This window comes from Micromonospora sp. NPDC049060 (assembly GCF_040649055.1).
Taxonomy (GTDB): Bacteria; Actinomycetota; Actinomycetes; order Mycobacteriales; family Micromonosporaceae; genus Micromonospora; species Micromonospora reichwaldensis.
The window spans coordinates 18,937-34,320 of record NZ_JBEZEV010000076.1; the positions used below are offsets into that span (position 1 = coordinate 18,937).

At 74.9% G+C, this 15,384-nt stretch carries 13 protein-coding genes; 6 read left to right on the forward strand and 7 right to left on the reverse strand.

Going from position 1 to position 15,384, the window contains the following annotated elements; all coding sequences use genetic code 11:
• Window positions 1-50: 50 nt before the first annotated feature.
• Together AB0B83_RS23280 and AB0B83_RS23285 are read right to left on the reverse strand one after the other, a co-directional pair.
• Window positions 51-974, reverse strand: a complete 924-nt coding sequence (locus tag AB0B83_RS23280; protein ID WP_357579941.1) for a hypothetical protein — start codon at window positions 972-974, stop codon at window positions 51-53.
• 184 nt (window positions 975-1,158) lie between these two features.
• A complete protein-coding gene (locus tag AB0B83_RS23285) occupies window positions 1,159-3,771 on the reverse strand; it encodes a glycoside hydrolase family 9 protein (RefSeq protein ID WP_357579942.1) in 2,613 nt (870 codons plus the stop codon).
• 229 nt (window positions 3,772-4,000) lie between these two features.
• Between AB0B83_RS23285 and AB0B83_RS23290 the strand changes: the two genes are divergently transcribed.
• Window positions 4,001-4,726 (forward strand): protein phosphatase 2C domain-containing protein, encoded by a 726-nt coding sequence (locus AB0B83_RS23290; RefSeq protein WP_357579943.1) that lies wholly within the window; start codon window positions 4,001-4,003, stop codon window positions 4,724-4,726.
• An 86-nt stretch (window positions 4,727-4,812) separates the two neighbouring features.
• Here AB0B83_RS23290 and hrpB read toward each other — a convergent pair whose 3' ends face one another.
• Genes hrpB through AB0B83_RS23305 form a run of 3 tightly spaced genes read right to left on the reverse strand, consistent with a single transcriptional unit; the run spans window position 4,813 to window position 8,538 of the window.
• Window positions 4,813-7,425 (reverse strand): ATP-dependent helicase HrpB, encoded by a 2,613-nt coding sequence (hrpB, locus tag AB0B83_RS23295; RefSeq protein WP_357579944.1) that lies wholly within the window; start codon window positions 7,423-7,425, stop codon window positions 4,813-4,815.
• Window positions 7,426-7,455: 30 nt separating this feature from the next.
• Window positions 7,456-7,656 (reverse strand): DUF397 domain-containing protein, encoded by a 201-nt coding sequence (locus AB0B83_RS23300; protein WP_132235920.1) that lies wholly within the window; start codon window positions 7,654-7,656, stop codon window positions 7,456-7,458.
• A 39-nt stretch (window positions 7,657-7,695) separates the two neighbouring features.
• Window positions 7,696-8,538, reverse strand: a complete 843-nt coding sequence (locus AB0B83_RS23305) for a helix-turn-helix transcriptional regulator (RefSeq protein WP_151456261.1) — start codon at window positions 8,536-8,538, stop codon at window positions 7,696-7,698.
• 126 nt (window positions 8,539-8,664) lie between these two features.
• Between AB0B83_RS23305 and AB0B83_RS23310 the strand changes: the two genes are divergently transcribed.
• Genes AB0B83_RS23310 through AB0B83_RS23320 form a run of 3 tightly spaced genes read left to right on the forward strand, consistent with a single transcriptional unit; the run spans window position 8,665 to window position 11,507 of the window.
• Complete coding sequence (locus tag AB0B83_RS23310) at window positions 8,665-9,306, forward strand: GPP34 family phosphoprotein (RefSeq protein ID WP_357579945.1); 642 nt, start codon at window positions 8,665-8,667, stop codon at window positions 9,304-9,306.
• Between the two features lie 39 nt (window positions 9,307-9,345).
• Complete coding sequence (locus tag AB0B83_RS23315; RefSeq protein ID WP_357579946.1) at window positions 9,346-10,872, forward strand: APC family permease; 1,527 nt, start codon at window positions 9,346-9,348, stop codon at window positions 10,870-10,872.
• The gene (locus AB0B83_RS23320; RefSeq protein WP_357579947.1) at window positions 10,869-11,507 is read left to right on the forward strand and encodes a GNAT family N-acetyltransferase; all 639 of its coding nucleotides are present in this window, start codon (window positions 10,869-10,871) and stop codon (window positions 11,505-11,507) included. The genes AB0B83_RS23315 and AB0B83_RS23320 overlap by 4 nt, the downstream gene beginning before the upstream one ends.
• On the opposite strand, the gene AB0B83_RS23325 is transcribed toward AB0B83_RS23320, so the two are convergent.
• Window positions 11,504-12,331, reverse strand: coding sequence for a SigB/SigF/SigG family RNA polymerase sigma factor (locus tag AB0B83_RS23325; protein WP_357579948.1), 828 nt, complete (start codon window positions 12,329-12,331; stop codon window positions 11,504-11,506). The genes AB0B83_RS23320 and AB0B83_RS23325 overlap by 4 nt on opposite strands.
• A 375-nt stretch (window positions 12,332-12,706) precedes the next feature.
• On the opposite strand from AB0B83_RS23325, the gene AB0B83_RS23330 reads away from it, so the two are divergent.
• Complete coding sequence (locus tag AB0B83_RS23330; RefSeq protein WP_357579949.1) at window positions 12,707-13,444, forward strand: hypothetical protein; 738 nt, start codon at window positions 12,707-12,709, stop codon at window positions 13,442-13,444.
• A 17-nt stretch (window positions 13,445-13,461) separates the two neighbouring features.
• Here the strand turns inward: AB0B83_RS23330 and AB0B83_RS23335 are convergent, their stop codons facing one another.
• A complete protein-coding gene (locus tag AB0B83_RS23335) occupies window positions 13,462-15,051 on the reverse strand; it encodes a phospholipase D-like domain-containing protein (protein WP_357579950.1) in 1,590 nt (529 codons plus the stop codon).
• Window positions 15,052-15,193: 142 nt separating this feature from the next.
• Between AB0B83_RS23335 and AB0B83_RS23340 the strand changes: the two genes are divergently transcribed.
• Window positions 15,194-15,322: a hypothetical protein gene (locus AB0B83_RS23340; RefSeq protein ID WP_255474758.1), complete on the forward strand. Its 129-nt coding sequence runs from the start codon at window positions 15,194-15,196 to the stop codon at window positions 15,320-15,322.
• Window positions 15,323-15,384: the final 62 nt, after the last annotated feature.

Genomic DNA, 15,384 nt, shown 5'->3' on the forward strand with positions numbered 1-15,384 from the left:
GCAATGATGGTAGGCGGGCTCCGCCAGGCATCGATGCGGCCTGATCGTGGTCAGGGCGCCGCCGGGCCCCGGCCCTCGGCGAGCGCGGCGGTTTGCTCCGTCGCCAGGCAGGAGGTCAGGCAGCGTTCCTTGGCGTCGCTGGTCATCCTGGCGGTCCAGTCGGTGAAGCCGCCGTCGCCGAGTTCGACCTCGCCGGCGGTGATCCGCAGCGCCGCGTCGACGTAGTAGCCCCGGCCGCGCCGGCGCTCCGGCTCGTCCACAAGCGGTACGCCCGACGGGCCCAGCGCCGGCCGGACGGTGTCGGCGATCCGTTCCGCGACGACGGGGCTGTCCAGCACGGTCAGGTGCACCCGGGCCGCCGCCGACGGCGGCAGCAGGGTGGCGAGCACCGCGCGCCAGTACGCCAGGTGCTGGGTGAGCAGCCGTGCCTCGGTGCGCCCCGAGCCGGTGTCGCGGGCGCTGGAGACCAGCGTGAAGAGCCGGAAGTGCGCCGCCCAGGTCGGCCCGAAGTCCTGCGCCCGCAGCACCCGGTGGCAGGCGGCCAGGTGCACGGTGCCGCCGGCCGGCTGTTCCCGGCGACGCACCGCGGCCTCGATCGCGAGCGCGTTGGTGGGATCGCTGAGCACCTCGGTGGCGCGGAAGGTGGTGACGATGCGGTTCTGGCTCATCGGCGTGACGACCGAGCAGGTGCCGAGCGGCGCGACGGGGGAGAGGTCGACGCCGGCGAACTCCGCCGGGAGCAGTTCCCACAGGCGGGCCTCGACGGCGGCCAGCGCGCGGGGGTCGGCCGCCGCCGGCCGGGTGAAGCGGTCCGTGCGCCAGCGGCGGACCAGGTCCGCGGGGCGTACCGCCGCCGCCCGGTCCCGGGCCACCGCCAGCAGCAGCGTGCGCAGGTCCGCCGGGCTCAGGTCGGCCAGGGCACTCCGGGTGTCGTCCGGCAGTCGCGACCAGACCCGCCGCTCCGCGTCGTCCATGTCGGACACCCTGTCGTACGCCCCGCGACGCCGTCCACGAGAATCGACGGCCGGACCCGGTGGTGGCCTCCCCCGGGGACCCGGGGGAGGCCGTTACGCGGGCGGCGCGCTCGTCACCTGGGACGATCCGGGCCGGTGCGGTCGAGGCGACGGATCGCCCGGGGCGCACCGGACCACGGGTCGGTCAGGAGAGCGCGCAGGCCGCGCCGTTGACGGTGATCAGGCCGGGTGCCGGGTTGGCGCCGCCGCCGGTCACCGCGTTGAAGCCGAAGGTGACGGTGCCGCCCGGGGCGATCCTGGCGTTGTACGACTCGTTCTTCGCGGTGACCGTGGCCCCCGCCTGGGTCGCCTTCGCCAGCCAGGCCTCGCGTACCTTCTGGTCGCCGGTGAAGGCGAAGCGGGCCGCCCAGCCGTCGATCGCGCTGGTGCCGGTGTTGCGGATGGTCACCTGGGCGGTGAACCCGGTGCCGCCCTCCCAGGTGCCGTAGTTGGTGTACGTGGCGGAGCAGGTGGGCGCCGGCACCGCCTTCGAGTCACCCTGGTCGGCCAGGAACGAGGCGATCCAGGCCAGCGCCGAGTTCCAGTTGATCGCCACCTCGTTGGTCGCGTACGAGTTGATGTCGTCGACGTAGCAGAACATCGGCTTGCAGCCGGCGAGCAGCTTGGCGGCGAACGGGTCCTGGAGGGCGGCGTTCGGGCCGCCGGCCAGCGAGCCGGCGGGCGGCTTCGGCAGGTCCGGGTCGAGCTGGTGGCCGAAGATCCGGCTGTGCTGGTTCTCCGCCGCGTGCTCGCCCCACCCGGTCACGTACGAGATGTTCAGCGCGTTGCGGCCGAGGACGTAGTCCATCGCCTGCACCGCGCCGTCGCGGTACTTCGCGTCGCGGGTCAGGTCGAAGGCGGTGGCCAGCACGACCGCGTTGTTGATGATGTTGCTGTTGCCGCCCCAGAAGTAGCTGTCCGGGTCGCCGGGCATCGGCAGCCCGTACGCCTGCCGGGCCGCCTCGGCCAGGTGGGCGTCGGCGGCGGCGGTCACCGAGGCGCGCACGCGGGCCAGGTCGGCGGCCGGCAGCCCGTTCGGCACGGTGGCCAGGTCGAGCCGGCCCAGCGCGGCGACGCCCTGCCAGCCGAAGCCGCGCGGGTCGAACACGTTGCCGGTGTGGTGCGGCGACGCGCTCAGGTCCGCCAGGTACGGCTGCTCGCCGGTGGTCAGGAAGAGCTCGGCGGCGGCCCAGTAGAACTCGTCGGTGACGTTCGTGTCGTCGTACGCGCCGCCGCCGGTGCTGTCGGCGGGGCTGGCGTACCGCGTCGGGTTGGCCTTGGCGGCGGCGTAGGCCGTCTTCGCCGCCGTGCCGCAGCGCTTGGCGAAGGCCGCGTCGTAGGGGGCGAAGAGCCGCGCGCACTGGGCGGCGACGGCGGCCAGGTTGAGGGTGGCGGCGGTCGACGGCGGGTGCAGCTCGCGCTGCTCGGGGTCGTCGTGCGGGGCGAGCGGCAGCCCGGTCCAGTTCCGGTCGTGGATCTTGTGGTGGGCCATCCCGGCGAGCGGCTTGCCGGCCGGCACCTGCATGCGCAGCAGGAACTCCAGCTCCCAGCGCGCCTCGTCGAGCACGTCCGGCACGCCGTTGCCGCGCTCGGGCACCCGCAGCGTGCTGTCGCCGAGGGCCGCGCCGTGCCCGGCGGTGGCGGCCGTGCGGGTCCGCTCGAAGGTGTTCAGCAGCTGGTAGGTGGCGATGCCGCCGTTGACCACGTACTTGCCGTGGTCGCCGGCGTCGTACCAGCCGCCGCGCACGTCCAGCGAGTAGTCGCAGACGCCCGGCTGACAGGGCACGTTGGTGTCGCCCTTGTTGGGCGCCACGTCGAGGTGCCCGGCCGGGCGGGCGTACTCCGCGCCGATCAGGTCGCCGTCGATGGCGATGCCGCTGCGCTGGGCGTAGAAGAACTGGAGGGAGTCGGCGCGCAGCCGGTCGTAGAGGGTGCCGGAGATGTCGAAGGGGTGGCTGGTCTCGCCGTCGACGGTCAGGGTCAGCCCCGCCCCCGGGGTCCGGTACGACGAGAAGTCGAGCGTCTGCACGTTCTGCCCGGAGGCGGCGTCCACGCCGCGCGGGGTGGTGCTGCCACTCGCCAGGACCGCGCCGGCGGCCGAGCGGAGCTGCCAGGGCAGGGCGTCGGTCGCCGACGTGACCACTGTGGCGTTCTTCGGCCCGCCGGGCAGGTAGCCGACCTGGTTGACCCGCACCCGTGGCCCGGTGTCGGGCACGTACGGCGCGGGCGGGTCGCCGCCGCGCAGCGAGACGTCGTCCAGGCAGACGGTCTGCTCGGCCGCGGCACCGCCGACCTGGAAGATCAGTTGGGCGGCCGGGTTCGCCTCGGGAACCGTGAACGTCTTCTCGAACCGCTGGGCGGTGCCGCCGGCGGTGGCGTCGACGCTGGCGTACGTGGTGTAGGGGGCGGTGCCCAGTTGCAGGACGGCCTTGACGGCGGCGCCGGGGGTGGCGGAGACGTCGAAGCCGAGCGTGTACTCGGCCCCGGCGACCAGCGGCACGCCGTCCTGGCCGATGCCGGCGTCCCACGGGTTGGCCAGGCCGCCGGGCACGGTGGCGCAGAGCCGGCCGTCGGTGACCGCGAGCGGACCGGTGCCGTAGGAGAACCAGGGGGACACGCCGGCGCTGAAGTCGCCGTTGTCGATCTGCTCGGGGGCGTCGGGGGGCGGTTCGGCGTGGGCCGTGCCGGCGGTGGCTCCGGTCAGGGCGAGGGCGGTCGCGGTCGCGAGCAGCGCGAGGCGACGTCGGGATGGCGTCACGGGTGTTCCTTCCGGACGACTGCGGGGACGGGGGATGGCGGTGGACGACCTGGGAGCGCTCCCAGGTCCTGTCGATGGTTCCAGTGCCTCCGGCACCCTGTCAATCGATCCGGCTGGATGGCGTGGACCCGCCCGACGGGCCCCCGGGACAGTGAGATTCGCCGCGCGACTCGCCGAGGTCCTGATCTCCTAGAGACAACTGAGCCCTCCGCCTGGCAGGCTGCCACCCATGACCCTGAAGCTGCGCTCCGTGGGAACGAGCGACCGTGGGCTGATCCGCAGCGGAAACCAGGACGCCCTGCACGCCGGCACCTGGCTCGTCGCCGTCGCCGACGGCATGGGCGGGATGGCGGCCGGCGACCTGGCCAGCGCGATCGCCATCGACGCGTTCGCTCCGCTGGACGTGGAGACCCCGGAGCACGCGCTGGTGGCCGCACTGCAGAGCGGCATCCAGCTCGCCACCGAGCGGATCCACCAGGCGGTCGCCGAGGATCAGGAGCGGCAGGGCATGGGCACCACGCTGACCGCCCTGCTCTTCGCCCGGACGGGCAGCTGCCTGGCCCTCGCCCACGTCGGCGACTCCCGCGCCTACCTGTTCCGCGAAGGTGTGCTCAAGCAGATCACCCGGGACGACACGTTCGTGCAGATGCTCGTCGACCAGGGGGTGATCACCGCCGACCAGGCCAGCAGCCACCCCCGCCGGGCCGTTGTCACCCAGGCGTTGCAGGGCGAGGAGGTCTCCCCGGCGTACGCGACGATGGTGCCGTGGGCGGGGGACCGCTGGCTGCTGTGCAGCGACGGGCTGTCCAACGTCGTCCGCCCGGACACCCTCGCCGAGGTGCTCGCCGAGCACCCCGACCGCGCGGACTGCGCCCGCCGGCTGATCGACCTGGCGCTGCGCGCCGGCGGGCCGGACAACGTCACGGTGGTCGTCGCCGACGTCGTGCAGGAGTGAGCGAGCGTCGCGAGCGAACCAGCCGGTTCAGCGCTCTGGAGCCTCGTGGCGTCGCCGACCGCAGGGAGGCGACGATATGAGCCCGCTCAGCGCCGGCGCGGAGTGGTGTGCCGGGTGGGCGGGGCCGTGGTCGGGTCCTCCGGCCACGGGTGGCGCGGGTAGCGACCGCGCAGCTCCCCGCGTACCTGCGGATAGCCGGTGCGCCAGAAGGAGGCCAGGTCGGCGGTGACCGCCACCGGCCGCCCGGCCGGCGAGAGCAGGTGCAGCAGCACCGGCACCCGGCCGTCGGCGATGCGCGGCGCGTCCCGCCAGCCGAAGGTCTCCTGGAGCTTCACCGCGAGCACCGGCGCCGCCGGGTCGGCGTAGTCGAGCCGGATCCGCGATCCGCTCGGCACCGCGATCCGCTCGGGCGCCACCTCGTCCAGCCGCGCCGCCAGCGCCCACGGCAGCAGCCGGCGCAGCGCCCCGGCCACGTCGAGGCGGGCCAGGTCGGCGCGGCGGCGGGCGCGGGCCAGCTCCGGGCCCAACCAGGCGGGCGCGTCGGCGAGCAGCGCCTCGTCGCCCACGTCGGGCCAGTCGCCGCCGAGCGACTGCCGGCAGAACGCCAGCCGCTCGCGCAGCGCGCGCGCCGCCGGGGTCCAGGTCAGCAGGCCGAGGCCGGTACGACGCAGGCCGGTCAGCAGGGCCTGCGCCACCTCCGCCGGGTCGGGCCGGGTGATCGGTCGCTCGACCAGCTCGATCGCGCCCAGCCGCAGCACCTCCCGGGCCACCACGTCCTCGCCGGCCCAGCCGACCTCCCGCTCGGTGCGCAGCAGCGGCCCGCCCGCCTCCCGGGCGGTCGCCTCGTCGAGCGGGGTGGCCAGCCGCACCCGGGCGGTCGGCGCGCCGGGGGAGCGGTCCGCCACCGCGACCGCCAGCCAGTCGGCGCCGGCCAGCCCCGACCCGGGCGCCAGCTCCGCCGCGGTCCCGCCGCTCATCAGGTACGCCGAGCCGCCCGGCCGCCGCACCCGGGCCAGCCGCTCCGGGTGGGCCAGCCCGACCAGCAGCCCGGCGGCCAGGTCGTCGGTCAACCGGCCCGCGTCGCCGGCCCGCGCGGGGTCGCCGGCCGACCTCGCCCGGCCGGTGCCTCCCGCCGGTGCGTCGGAAGCACGGGGCGGGCGGCCCCGGTCAGGCCGTCCCGACCGCACGTCGGGCAGGGCGGCGCGCAGTCGGCGTACCTCCGAACGCCAGCGGGCGGTGGCGCCCGGGTCCGCGCCCGCGCGCAACCGGCGCCACGCGGCGGTCAGGTCGTCGCCCGGCCCGGCGGCGGTGTCCTCGGCGAGCAGCGCCACGACCTCCGCCGCCCGGTCCGCCCCCACCCGGGCGGCCCCGTCGAGCAGCGCCCGGGCCAGCCGGGGGTGTGCCCCGACCGCGGCGATCGCCCGGCCCCGGTCGGTGATCCGCCCGTCGGCGTCGAGCGCGCCGAGGGTGGCGAGGGTGTCGCGGGCCACCGTCATCGACGCCGCCGGGGGCGGGTCGGGCAGGGCCAGCCCGGCGCCGTCCGGTGCACCCCAGGCGGCCAGCTCCAGGGCGAAGCCGGTCAGGTCGGCGGTCGCGATCTCCGGCTCCGGCTGCGCGGCCAGCCGCTCGTGGGTCGCCGCCGACCAGCAGCGGTAGACGTGCCCGGGCGCCTCCCGGCCCGCGCGGCCGGCCCGCTGGGTGGCCGCCGCCCGGGACACGCCGACGGTGACCAGGGCGCCCAGACCCCGGGCCAGGTCCATCCGGGCGACTCGGGACAGCCCGGCGTCCACCACCACCCGGACGCCCGGCACGGTCAGGCTGCTCTCCGCCACCGCCGTCGCCAGCACCACCCGCCGCCGGTCGGCCGGGCGCAGCGCCGCGTCCTGGTCGGCGCCGCGCTGCCGGCCGTGCAGCGGCAGGACGGCGACCGCGTCGCGCAGGTCGGCCAGCCGGCCCGCGACGGCACCGATCTCGCCGGCTCCGGGCAGGAAGACCAGCACGTCACCGTCGCACTCGCGCAGCGCCCGGCGCACCGTCGCCGCGACGTGGTCGAGCAGGCCCCGGTCGACCGGGCCGGCCCCCGGCGCGGCCACCGGCCGGGGTGGCGGCGCCCAGATCCGGGTCACCGGGTGCAGGGCCGAGGACGCCCGGACGATCGGCGCGGGAGCGCCGTCGCCGCCGAGCAGCGCGGCGAAGCGGTCTGCCTCGGGGGTGGCCGACATCGCCAGCAGCCAGAGGTCGGGGCGCAGCGCGGCCCGGGCCTCCACCGCGAACGCGAGCGCCAGGTCGGCGTCGAGCTGCCGCTCGTGGCACTCGTCGAGCAGCACGGCGCCGGTGCCGGCCAGCTCGGGATCGCGGTGCAGCCGCCGCACCAGCAGCCCGGTGGTGACCACCTCGACGCGGGTCCGCGGTCCGCTGCGGCGCTCGCCGCGCACCGCGTACCCGATCCGCTCGCCGAGCGGCTCACCGAGCAGCGCGGCCATCCGGCGCGCCGCCGCGCGGGCCGCCACCCGGCGCGGCTGGGCGACCAGCACGCGACCGGGGACCTCGTCGGCCACGGCTAGCGGGGCGAGGGTCGTCTTGCCGGTGCCGGGCGGGGCGACCAGCACCCCGGCGCCGGCGCCGGCGCCGCGCAGCGCCGCGACCAGCTCCGGCAGCACGGGGCGTACGGGCAGGTCGAGGGGCACGTCCGAGAGCACGGCCCAGTCTCGCACCGCCCGGGAAACGGCTCAGCCGGGGCGTACCCCGTCGACGCCGGTGACGAAGGCGCGCCAGGCCGACGCCGGGAAGGCGAGCACGGGGCCGGGCCGGTCCTTGCTGTCCCGGACGGCGATCCGGTCCCCGGCGGCGGCGACCTCCACGCAGTTGCCGTTGCCCACGCTGCGGCTGCTGGTGCGCCACTGGGCGCGGGTCAGGTCGAGCGCGCTCATCGCGGTACCCCCGTCTGTGCCGGCGCGCCGCGTCAACGGTCACGCAAAGTGACGAGAAGCTTCCGTCAGGCGGGTCAGGGACGCCTCCGGGCCGAGTGCCATCCGGCACATCTCCTCGTGCACAAGGCTATACCCGCGCACCTGCCCGGCCTCCTCCAGAGCCAGCCCCATCGTGAGGTTTTCCAGGTAAACCACGGCCGCGTCGGCGGTGTCGGCGAACGTCAGCACGACGTACGGCGCGTTCATCGCCGGGTGTCCGCCGGCGGAGAACGGAAGTACCTGGAGGGTCACGTTCGGTAGTTGAGAGACCTTCGCGAGGTGGGCCATCTGGTCGGCCATCACGGCGTTGCCGCCGACCGGGCGGCAGAGCACCGCCTCGTTGAGCACCACGGACAGCTCGACCGGATTGTCGCGGTGCAGCACGTTCTGCCGATGCAGCCGCGCGGCGACCTTGCGCTCGATCCCGTCCTCGCCCGCGGTACGCCGGAAGACCTCCCGCGCGTACGCCTCGGTCTGCAACAGCCCGGGCACCGCCTCGACCTCGTACGTGCGCAGGCTCGCCGCCTCCGCCTCCAGCCCGACGTAGAACTCGAACCACTCCGGCAGGACGTCGCTGTACTTCTGCCACCAGCCGCGCTGCTGCGCCCCGCGGGCGATCTCGATGAGCGCCTCGGCGTCGGCCCCGGTCACCTCGTACAGCGCCAGCGCGGCCCGGACGTCGCGCGGCTTGATGCCGATCTGGGCGTTCTCGATGCGGGACAGGTTGCTCTTGGACATGTCGAGTTGCCGGGCGGCGACGTCCAGGGTCATGCCCGCGCGCTCGCGCAGCTGACGGAGTTCCCGGGCGATGCGGCGGCGGCGGACGGTGGGGCTCGCGGTCACCCTCCGAGTCTGTCACGGCAAGATCCGCAGGTGGGGCCAGCACGGAGTGCAACTTCCATAAACGGGAGTTGCGTTGCAGTCACGGCCGGTGCATCCTTGCCCGGTTGCGAACACTGTGGACAACCCGTGCGGGAGGACCGGTTGCACATCGCCGACGAGTTCTTCCTGATCACCCACAACGACAGCCGGGGCAAGGCGAAGCTGAACCCGACGGCGACGGGCCTCGGCCTCGCCGCAGGGCTGCTCGGCGAACTGGTCCTGCGTGGACACGCCACCGTCTCCGCCGGGCTCGTCACGGTGCTCGACCGTCGCCCGCCGGCGGACGCGCTGGCGCACACCGTGCTGGACCAGCTGGTCGGTGAGACGCAGCAGCACCCGGTGCGTACCTGGCTGAGCTTCCTGGCGCAGACCGCCACCACCTCGGTGGGTGAGCGGCTGGTCAGAGCGGGGGTGCTGCGCCGGCAGGAGACCCGGCGGCTGCTGCGCACCACCGTCAGCTACCTGCCGATCGACCTCAACGCGGTGGCCTGGCCGGCCACCCGGCTGCGCGCCCTGCTCGACCGGCCGGAACCGCCGAGCGTGCCCGACGGGACGCTGCTGGGTCTGGTCGTCGCCGCCGGCCTGAGCCGCGAGGTGCTGTGGAGCGCCGGCCCCCGGGCGCACCACCGGCTGGGCGTGCTCATCCCGGCGCTGCCCCCGCCGCTGCGGGAACTCGTGGCGCACACCGAGGCCGCCGTCGGCGCCGCCGTGCTGCGCGGCGTCGGCTGACGCCCTCCACCCTCCCTCCCCTCGAACCGGAGTCCGCGTATGTCGACACCAACGCTCGACCGACCGAGCAACGTCTCCGAGGCATTGGCCCGTGGCCGGCTCGGGGTGCCGTCGGTGATCTTCTTCGTCCTCTCCGCCGCCGCCCCGCTGACCGTCGTGGCCGGCGTCGTCACCACCGGCTACGGGGTCGTCGGGGTGCTCGGCATCCCGCTGGCCTTCCTGACGGTGGCCGCGGTGCTCGCCCTCTTCTCCATCGGGTACGTGGCGATGGCCCGGCGGATGGCCAACGCCGGCGCGTTCTACGCCTACGTCGCCCGTGGGCTGGGCCGCCCTGCCGGCGTCGGCGCCGCCTGGGTGGCGCTGATCGCGTACAACGCCCTCCAGGTGGGGCTCTACGGCACCATCGGCGCCGCCGCGGAACCGGTGCTGGGCCGCCTGTTCGGGGTGGCCCCGGCGTGGTGGGTGGTGGCGCTGGTCGCCTGGGCGACGGTCGGCGTGCTCGGGCTGCTCCGCATCGACCTCAACGGCCTGGTGCTGGCGGCGCTGCTGGTCGCCGAGATGGTGGTGATCGTGGTCTTCGACCTCGGGCAGCTGACCCACCCGGCCGGCGGGGACGTCAGCTTCGCCGCGCTGTCACCGGAGAACCTCGTCGTGCCCGGCGCCGGCGCGGTGCTGGTGCTGGCCATCCTGGGCTTCGTGGGCTTCGAGTCCGCCGTGGTGTTCAGCGAGGAGAGCAGGGACCCGCGGCGGACGGTGCGGTTGGCCACCTATCTCTCCATCGCCATCATCGCGGGGATCTACGCGCTGTCGTCGTGGAGCATGACCGTCGCCGTCGGGCCGGACCGGATCGCCGCCGAGGCGGGCGAGCAGAGCATCGGACTCATCTTCAACCTGGCCGAGGCGCACCTCGGGGGCACCGCCGTCACCATCGGCCAGGCGCTCTTCCTGACCTCGGTGCTCGCCGCGATGATCTCCTTCCACAACACCACCGCCCGGTACACGTTCGCGCTCGGCCGCGAGCGGGTGCTGCCGGCCGTGTTCGGGCAGACCTCGCCGCGCACCGGCTCGCCCCGGGCCGCCTCCCTCGCGCAGAGCGCGCTCGGCCTCGTGGTGATCCTGCTCTACGCGCTCAACGGCTGGGACCCGGTGGTGCAGCTGTTCTACTGGGTCGGCACCGCCGGGGGCTTCGGGGTGCTGCTGCTGATCGCCACCACATCGGTCGCGGTGATCGCCTTCTTCGCCCGCGACGGGGTCGACGAGACGCTGTGGCGGCGCGCGGTCGCCCCCGGACTCGCCGCCGTGGCCCTGGCCGTGATCGTCCTGCTCGCGGTGGTCAACTTCGCCGACCTGCTCGGGGTGGCCCCGGACTCGCCCCTGCGCTGGGCGGTCCCGGCGGTCTACCCGGTCGCCGCACTGCTCGGCCTGCTGTGGGCGCTGGTGCTGCGCGGCAACCGCCCCGACACGTACGCCCGGATCGGTCTGGGTGCGGAGAGCGTGGCGGTGACGGCGCCGCCGGCCGGGCACCTCGGCGGGCCCGTCCCGAGCGGGACGGCGGCGCGGCGGTGAGCGAGGTGCGCATCGAGCGGCTCGGGCCGCGGGAGACGTCGCTGGTGGCTGGCCGGATCGCCGAGGCGTTCATGGCCCTCGACGCGCCCCGGTGGCTGGTGCCCGACGCCGGGCGGCGGCAGTCCGTGCTGGCCGGCAACTTCGCGATCCTGGTGGACCACGCGATGCGGTACGGCCTCGTCCACGCGACCGCGGACCGGGCGGGGGTCGCGGTCTGGTTCCCCTCGGTGGGCGACCCGCCCCCGCCGCCGGCGGACTACGACGCCCGGCTGGCCGCGGCCTGCGGGGAGTGGACCGACCGGTTCGCCCACCTGGACAAGCTCTTCGAGGCCCACCACCCGCACCCCGACCACCACCACCTGGCGTTCCTCGCCGTCGCACCGGACCGGCAGGGGCAGGGGCTGGGCAGCGCGCTGCTGCGGCACCACCACGCCGTGCTCGACGCCGAGGGGGTGCCCGGTTACCTGGAGGCGGCCAGCGAGACCGGTCGCGACCTGTACGCGCGGCACGGCTACCAGGTCGCCGAGCCCTTCCACCTGCCCGACGGCACGCCGTTCTGGCCGATGTGGCGGGAGCCCGCCCCGGACACGACGATGGCCGGGCCCGCCGGCCCGGCCATCGCCCACCACCCCTAGTACGTGCCGTCGAGCTGCCCCCGCAGCTTGGTCAGCGCGCGGGCCAGCAGCCGGGACACGTGCATCTGCGAGACGCCGATCTGCTCGGCGATCTGCGACTGCGTCAGGTTGCCGTAGAACCGCAGCGTGAGGATCTTCTGCTCCCGCTCGTCGAGCGTGGCCAGCGCCGGGCCGAGGGCGACCCGCAGCTCGGCCAGCTCGAACTCGCCGTCCACGCCGCCGAGCATGTCGCCCAGCTCGGTCGCGCGGTCGCCGTCGCCGGTCGGGGTGGAGAGCGAGACCGCGTTGTAGGCGCGGGCGCCCTCCAGGCCCTCCAGGACCTCTTCCTCGGTGAGCTTGAGGTGGGCGGCGATGTCGGCGACCGTGGGCGAACGGCCCAGGGTCTGCAACAGCGAGCTGTTGGCGTCGGAGATGGCCAGCCGCAGCTCCTGGAGCCGGCGGGGGACCCGGATGTCCCAGGTGCGGTCGCGGAAGTGCCGCTTGAGCTCACCGATGATGGTGGGGATCGCGTAGCCGGCGAAGTCGACGCCGCGGGACGGGTCGAACTTGTCGATCGCCTTGATCAGGCCGACCGCGGCGGTCTGGGCCAGGTCGTCGGTGGGCTCGCCCCGGCCGCTGTAGCGGTGGGCGAGGTGGTTGGCGAGCGGCAGCCAGGCCTCGATCGCCCTGTCGCGCAGGGCGGCGCGGGACGGGTGGCCGGCCGGCAGCGCGGCCATCGCGTTGAGCAGGTCCGCGGCGCTGTCGGTGAGCGCACGCGGGTCGAGCTTCTGGGCGGTGCTCGGCGCTGTCGTGGTCGCCGGCTCGCTGATCGTTGGCGCGGTCATGGGTGGTCCTCCCTGCACCTCGTCCGCGGATGAAAGACGTGACGCTTAGGTTTAACTTCAGATGTCCGTTCGGGAGTCACCTTAGCCCGATCGGTATGACGAAATCTAGCCGAAAGTACGATGTACTTAAGTAACTTTCCGTCACGAACAGCGCTAATCGGGCAAAGTAGTCTCGGATTGTGAGTCGGCTTACCTCGGGCGTACGGCCAGCCGGCCCCGCCGGACATCGACGTCGCTGCATCCGGGTGGCCCGGACCGGCAGGCCGAGCGGCCACGGTCCCCCGGATGACCAGCGCCGAATGTCGGCTTTCCGTCGTTGTCCCGTCCGCGGGACGGGCCGTAGCGTGCGGGTACCCGCCCCGCTCCGGAGGTGCCGTGCTCGACCCCGCCGCCCCCCATCTCGTCGTCAACAGCCGCACGCTCTTCTTCGGCTGGCTGCCGGCGGACCCGGACGCGGTCGCGGCGCTGGTCCCGGCCGGGCTGCGCCCGTCGGCCGACCGCCTGGTCTTCATGAACCAGTACGTGGTCGACGACGAGAGCCAGACCTCCGGCTTCGGCGCGTACTCGCTGACCTACCTCGGGGTGGCGCTGGCCGGGGTGGACGCGCCGGGCGGGATGAACCCCGGCGGCTGGTGGACGGACTACGTGACCTGTAGCGCACGGGTCCGCGCCTACGCCGCCGCCCGGGGGGCGCCCGCCGTCGTGGGCCGCACCCGCATCGAGCACCACGACGGGGAGATCGTCGCCGAGACGGAGATCGACGGCGTACCGGTGATCCGGGCCCGCTGCCAGGTGGGTGAGACGGGCCGGGCGATCAGCAGCGGCCACCACCGCTACTTCACGGCGCGCGACGGGCAGCTGCTCAGCGCCGTCTACCCGTACGTCGCCGAACCGGTCGACCCGTTCGTGATCGAGTCGGTGGAGTTCCTGGAGCCGGCCCACCCGATCTACGCGCTCCGCCCGGAGAACCCGCTGACGATCGGCTTCGGCTTCTACTCCCCGCGCGCCTCGTTCGCCTATCCCGGCGGGCTGACGGTGCACACCGCCGACGCCGGCCCCGTCGAGGCCGAGCCCGCCCGCAGCCGGGCCGACGCCCTGTTCGTACCCGCCTGACGGTCAGGCCCGAGCGCTCACCACGTGCCCGCCCGACGGGCCCGCAGCGGCCGGCCGTCCGGGTCGTAGACCAGCCGGTACGCCGGCAGCGCCCAAGCCCGGGTGTACCAGGGCAGCCGTTCCGCCCGGTGCGGCAGCAGCCGGCCCGGCGGCCGGGGACCAACCTGCCCGTCGTCGTACCACCGTTGCAGCGCGTCGGCGGCGGCGCTGATCGCCGCCACGGCGTCGGCCGGGTCGATCAGGTCGGCGTCCTCGCCGCCGTCGGGGTCGCGGTCCAGGTGCTCGCGCCACAGCCGCAGCCGCAGGTCCCGGGCGAAGACCCGGGCGCCGTCGCCGAGGCCGGCCGGGTCGGTCGGCGCCCGGTCGGCCAGGGTGCCGTCCAGCACCGCGCAGGACAGCTCGCTGTCGTGCGTCCAGGACCGGCGGTTGAAGTTGTCGCTGCCCACGCTGGCCCACACGTCGTCGACCACGCACACCTTGGCGTGCACGTAGACCGGGGTGCCGGCGTGGTTCTCCACGTCGAGCACGTGCACCCGGTCGGGGGCCGCCCGCTCGCAGAGCGACAGCGCCTGCTCGCGGCCCACCGTGTTGGGCGGCAGCGCCAGCCGGCCGTCCACGTCCGGGAAGCGGGGGACCACGGCGACCAGGTGCAGGTCGGGATTCTCCCGCAGCGCCCGGGCGAACAGGTCGGCCACCTCGCTGGACCACAGGTACTGGTCCTCCAGGTAGATCAGCCGCCGGGCCCGCCGGACCGCCTTGGTGTAGCCGCGGGCCACCGTGCGCTCGCCGTCGGGGGCGAAGGAGTAGCGGGGCCGGACCGCCGGGTAGGTGCGCAGCACCTGGACGTCGTGCGGGCCGCAGGGCGGCGGGTCGGCCGGCTGCGGCGGCAGCGGGTCGGGCCGCAGGTCCGCGCCGCGCAGCCGGTCGCGCAGGTAGGCGAGGGGGTTCTCCGAGTCCAGCGGCATCGGGTCGGTCCAGCGCTCCCGGAAGGTGGTGTCCAGCGCGCCCACCACCGGCCCCCGCACCGCGAGCTGCACGTCGTGCCAGGGCGGGTGGTCGCCGTAGCGGGCGGACATCTGCACCGCCTGCGGGTCGCCCCGGTGCGCGGCGTCGTCGCGGCGGCTGTGGCACAGGTCGATCCCGCCGGCGAAGGCGACGTCCCGTTCCGGCGCGCGCAGGTGCCGCAGTACCACAAGCTTCTGGTGGTGCGAGCCGCCCCGGCGGACCCGCTGGTCGAGCAGCACCTCGCCGCCGGCGGCGGAGACCGTCTCGCTCAGGTTGCGGTTCTCCGCCTCGCTGTAGGCCAGGAGGTCGAGGTGGGAGCGCCAGATCAGGCCCTTGACCACCACGCCCCGCTGCGCGGCACGCGCGAAGAGCTGCGCCACGGTCGGCCCGTCCGGGCGCAGCCGTTGGTCCGGGTCGCCCCGCCAGTCGGTGAAGAAGAGGTGGTCGCCGGCCTCCAGCGCCTGCACCTCGTCGACCAGCCGGTCGAAGTACTCGGCACCGTGAATTAACGGCTCGGCAAGGTTTCCGCTGCTCCAGACGGGTAACTCTGAGACCGGGTTGGCGCGTTCGGCTGCGCTCAGGAACCAGTTGCGCGGTGCCACCGTTCCAGCCCCCCGAGGTCGACAACGTCCTCACGGTAGGACCCGTGTCGCGGGTCCGCATCCCGGCCGGCACTCCGGTGACCGGTCGGACGGCCCCCGACAGCCCGCCCGATCACGACGCGAACACCGAGGAGGCAACACCATGCCCGGCGAGACGACGAACCCCGTGACCGAGTACCGCGAGCAGGCGGTCGAAAGCGAGCGGGGCGCGCTGGTGACGGTGTTGCTCATGGTGATCCTGGGAGTCGCGGGCATCTTCGCCGTCTCCTGACGCCACGTCCCGCGCCGGTGGGCGCCGACGTCCCGACGCGCCGGTGGGCGCCACCCGGCTGT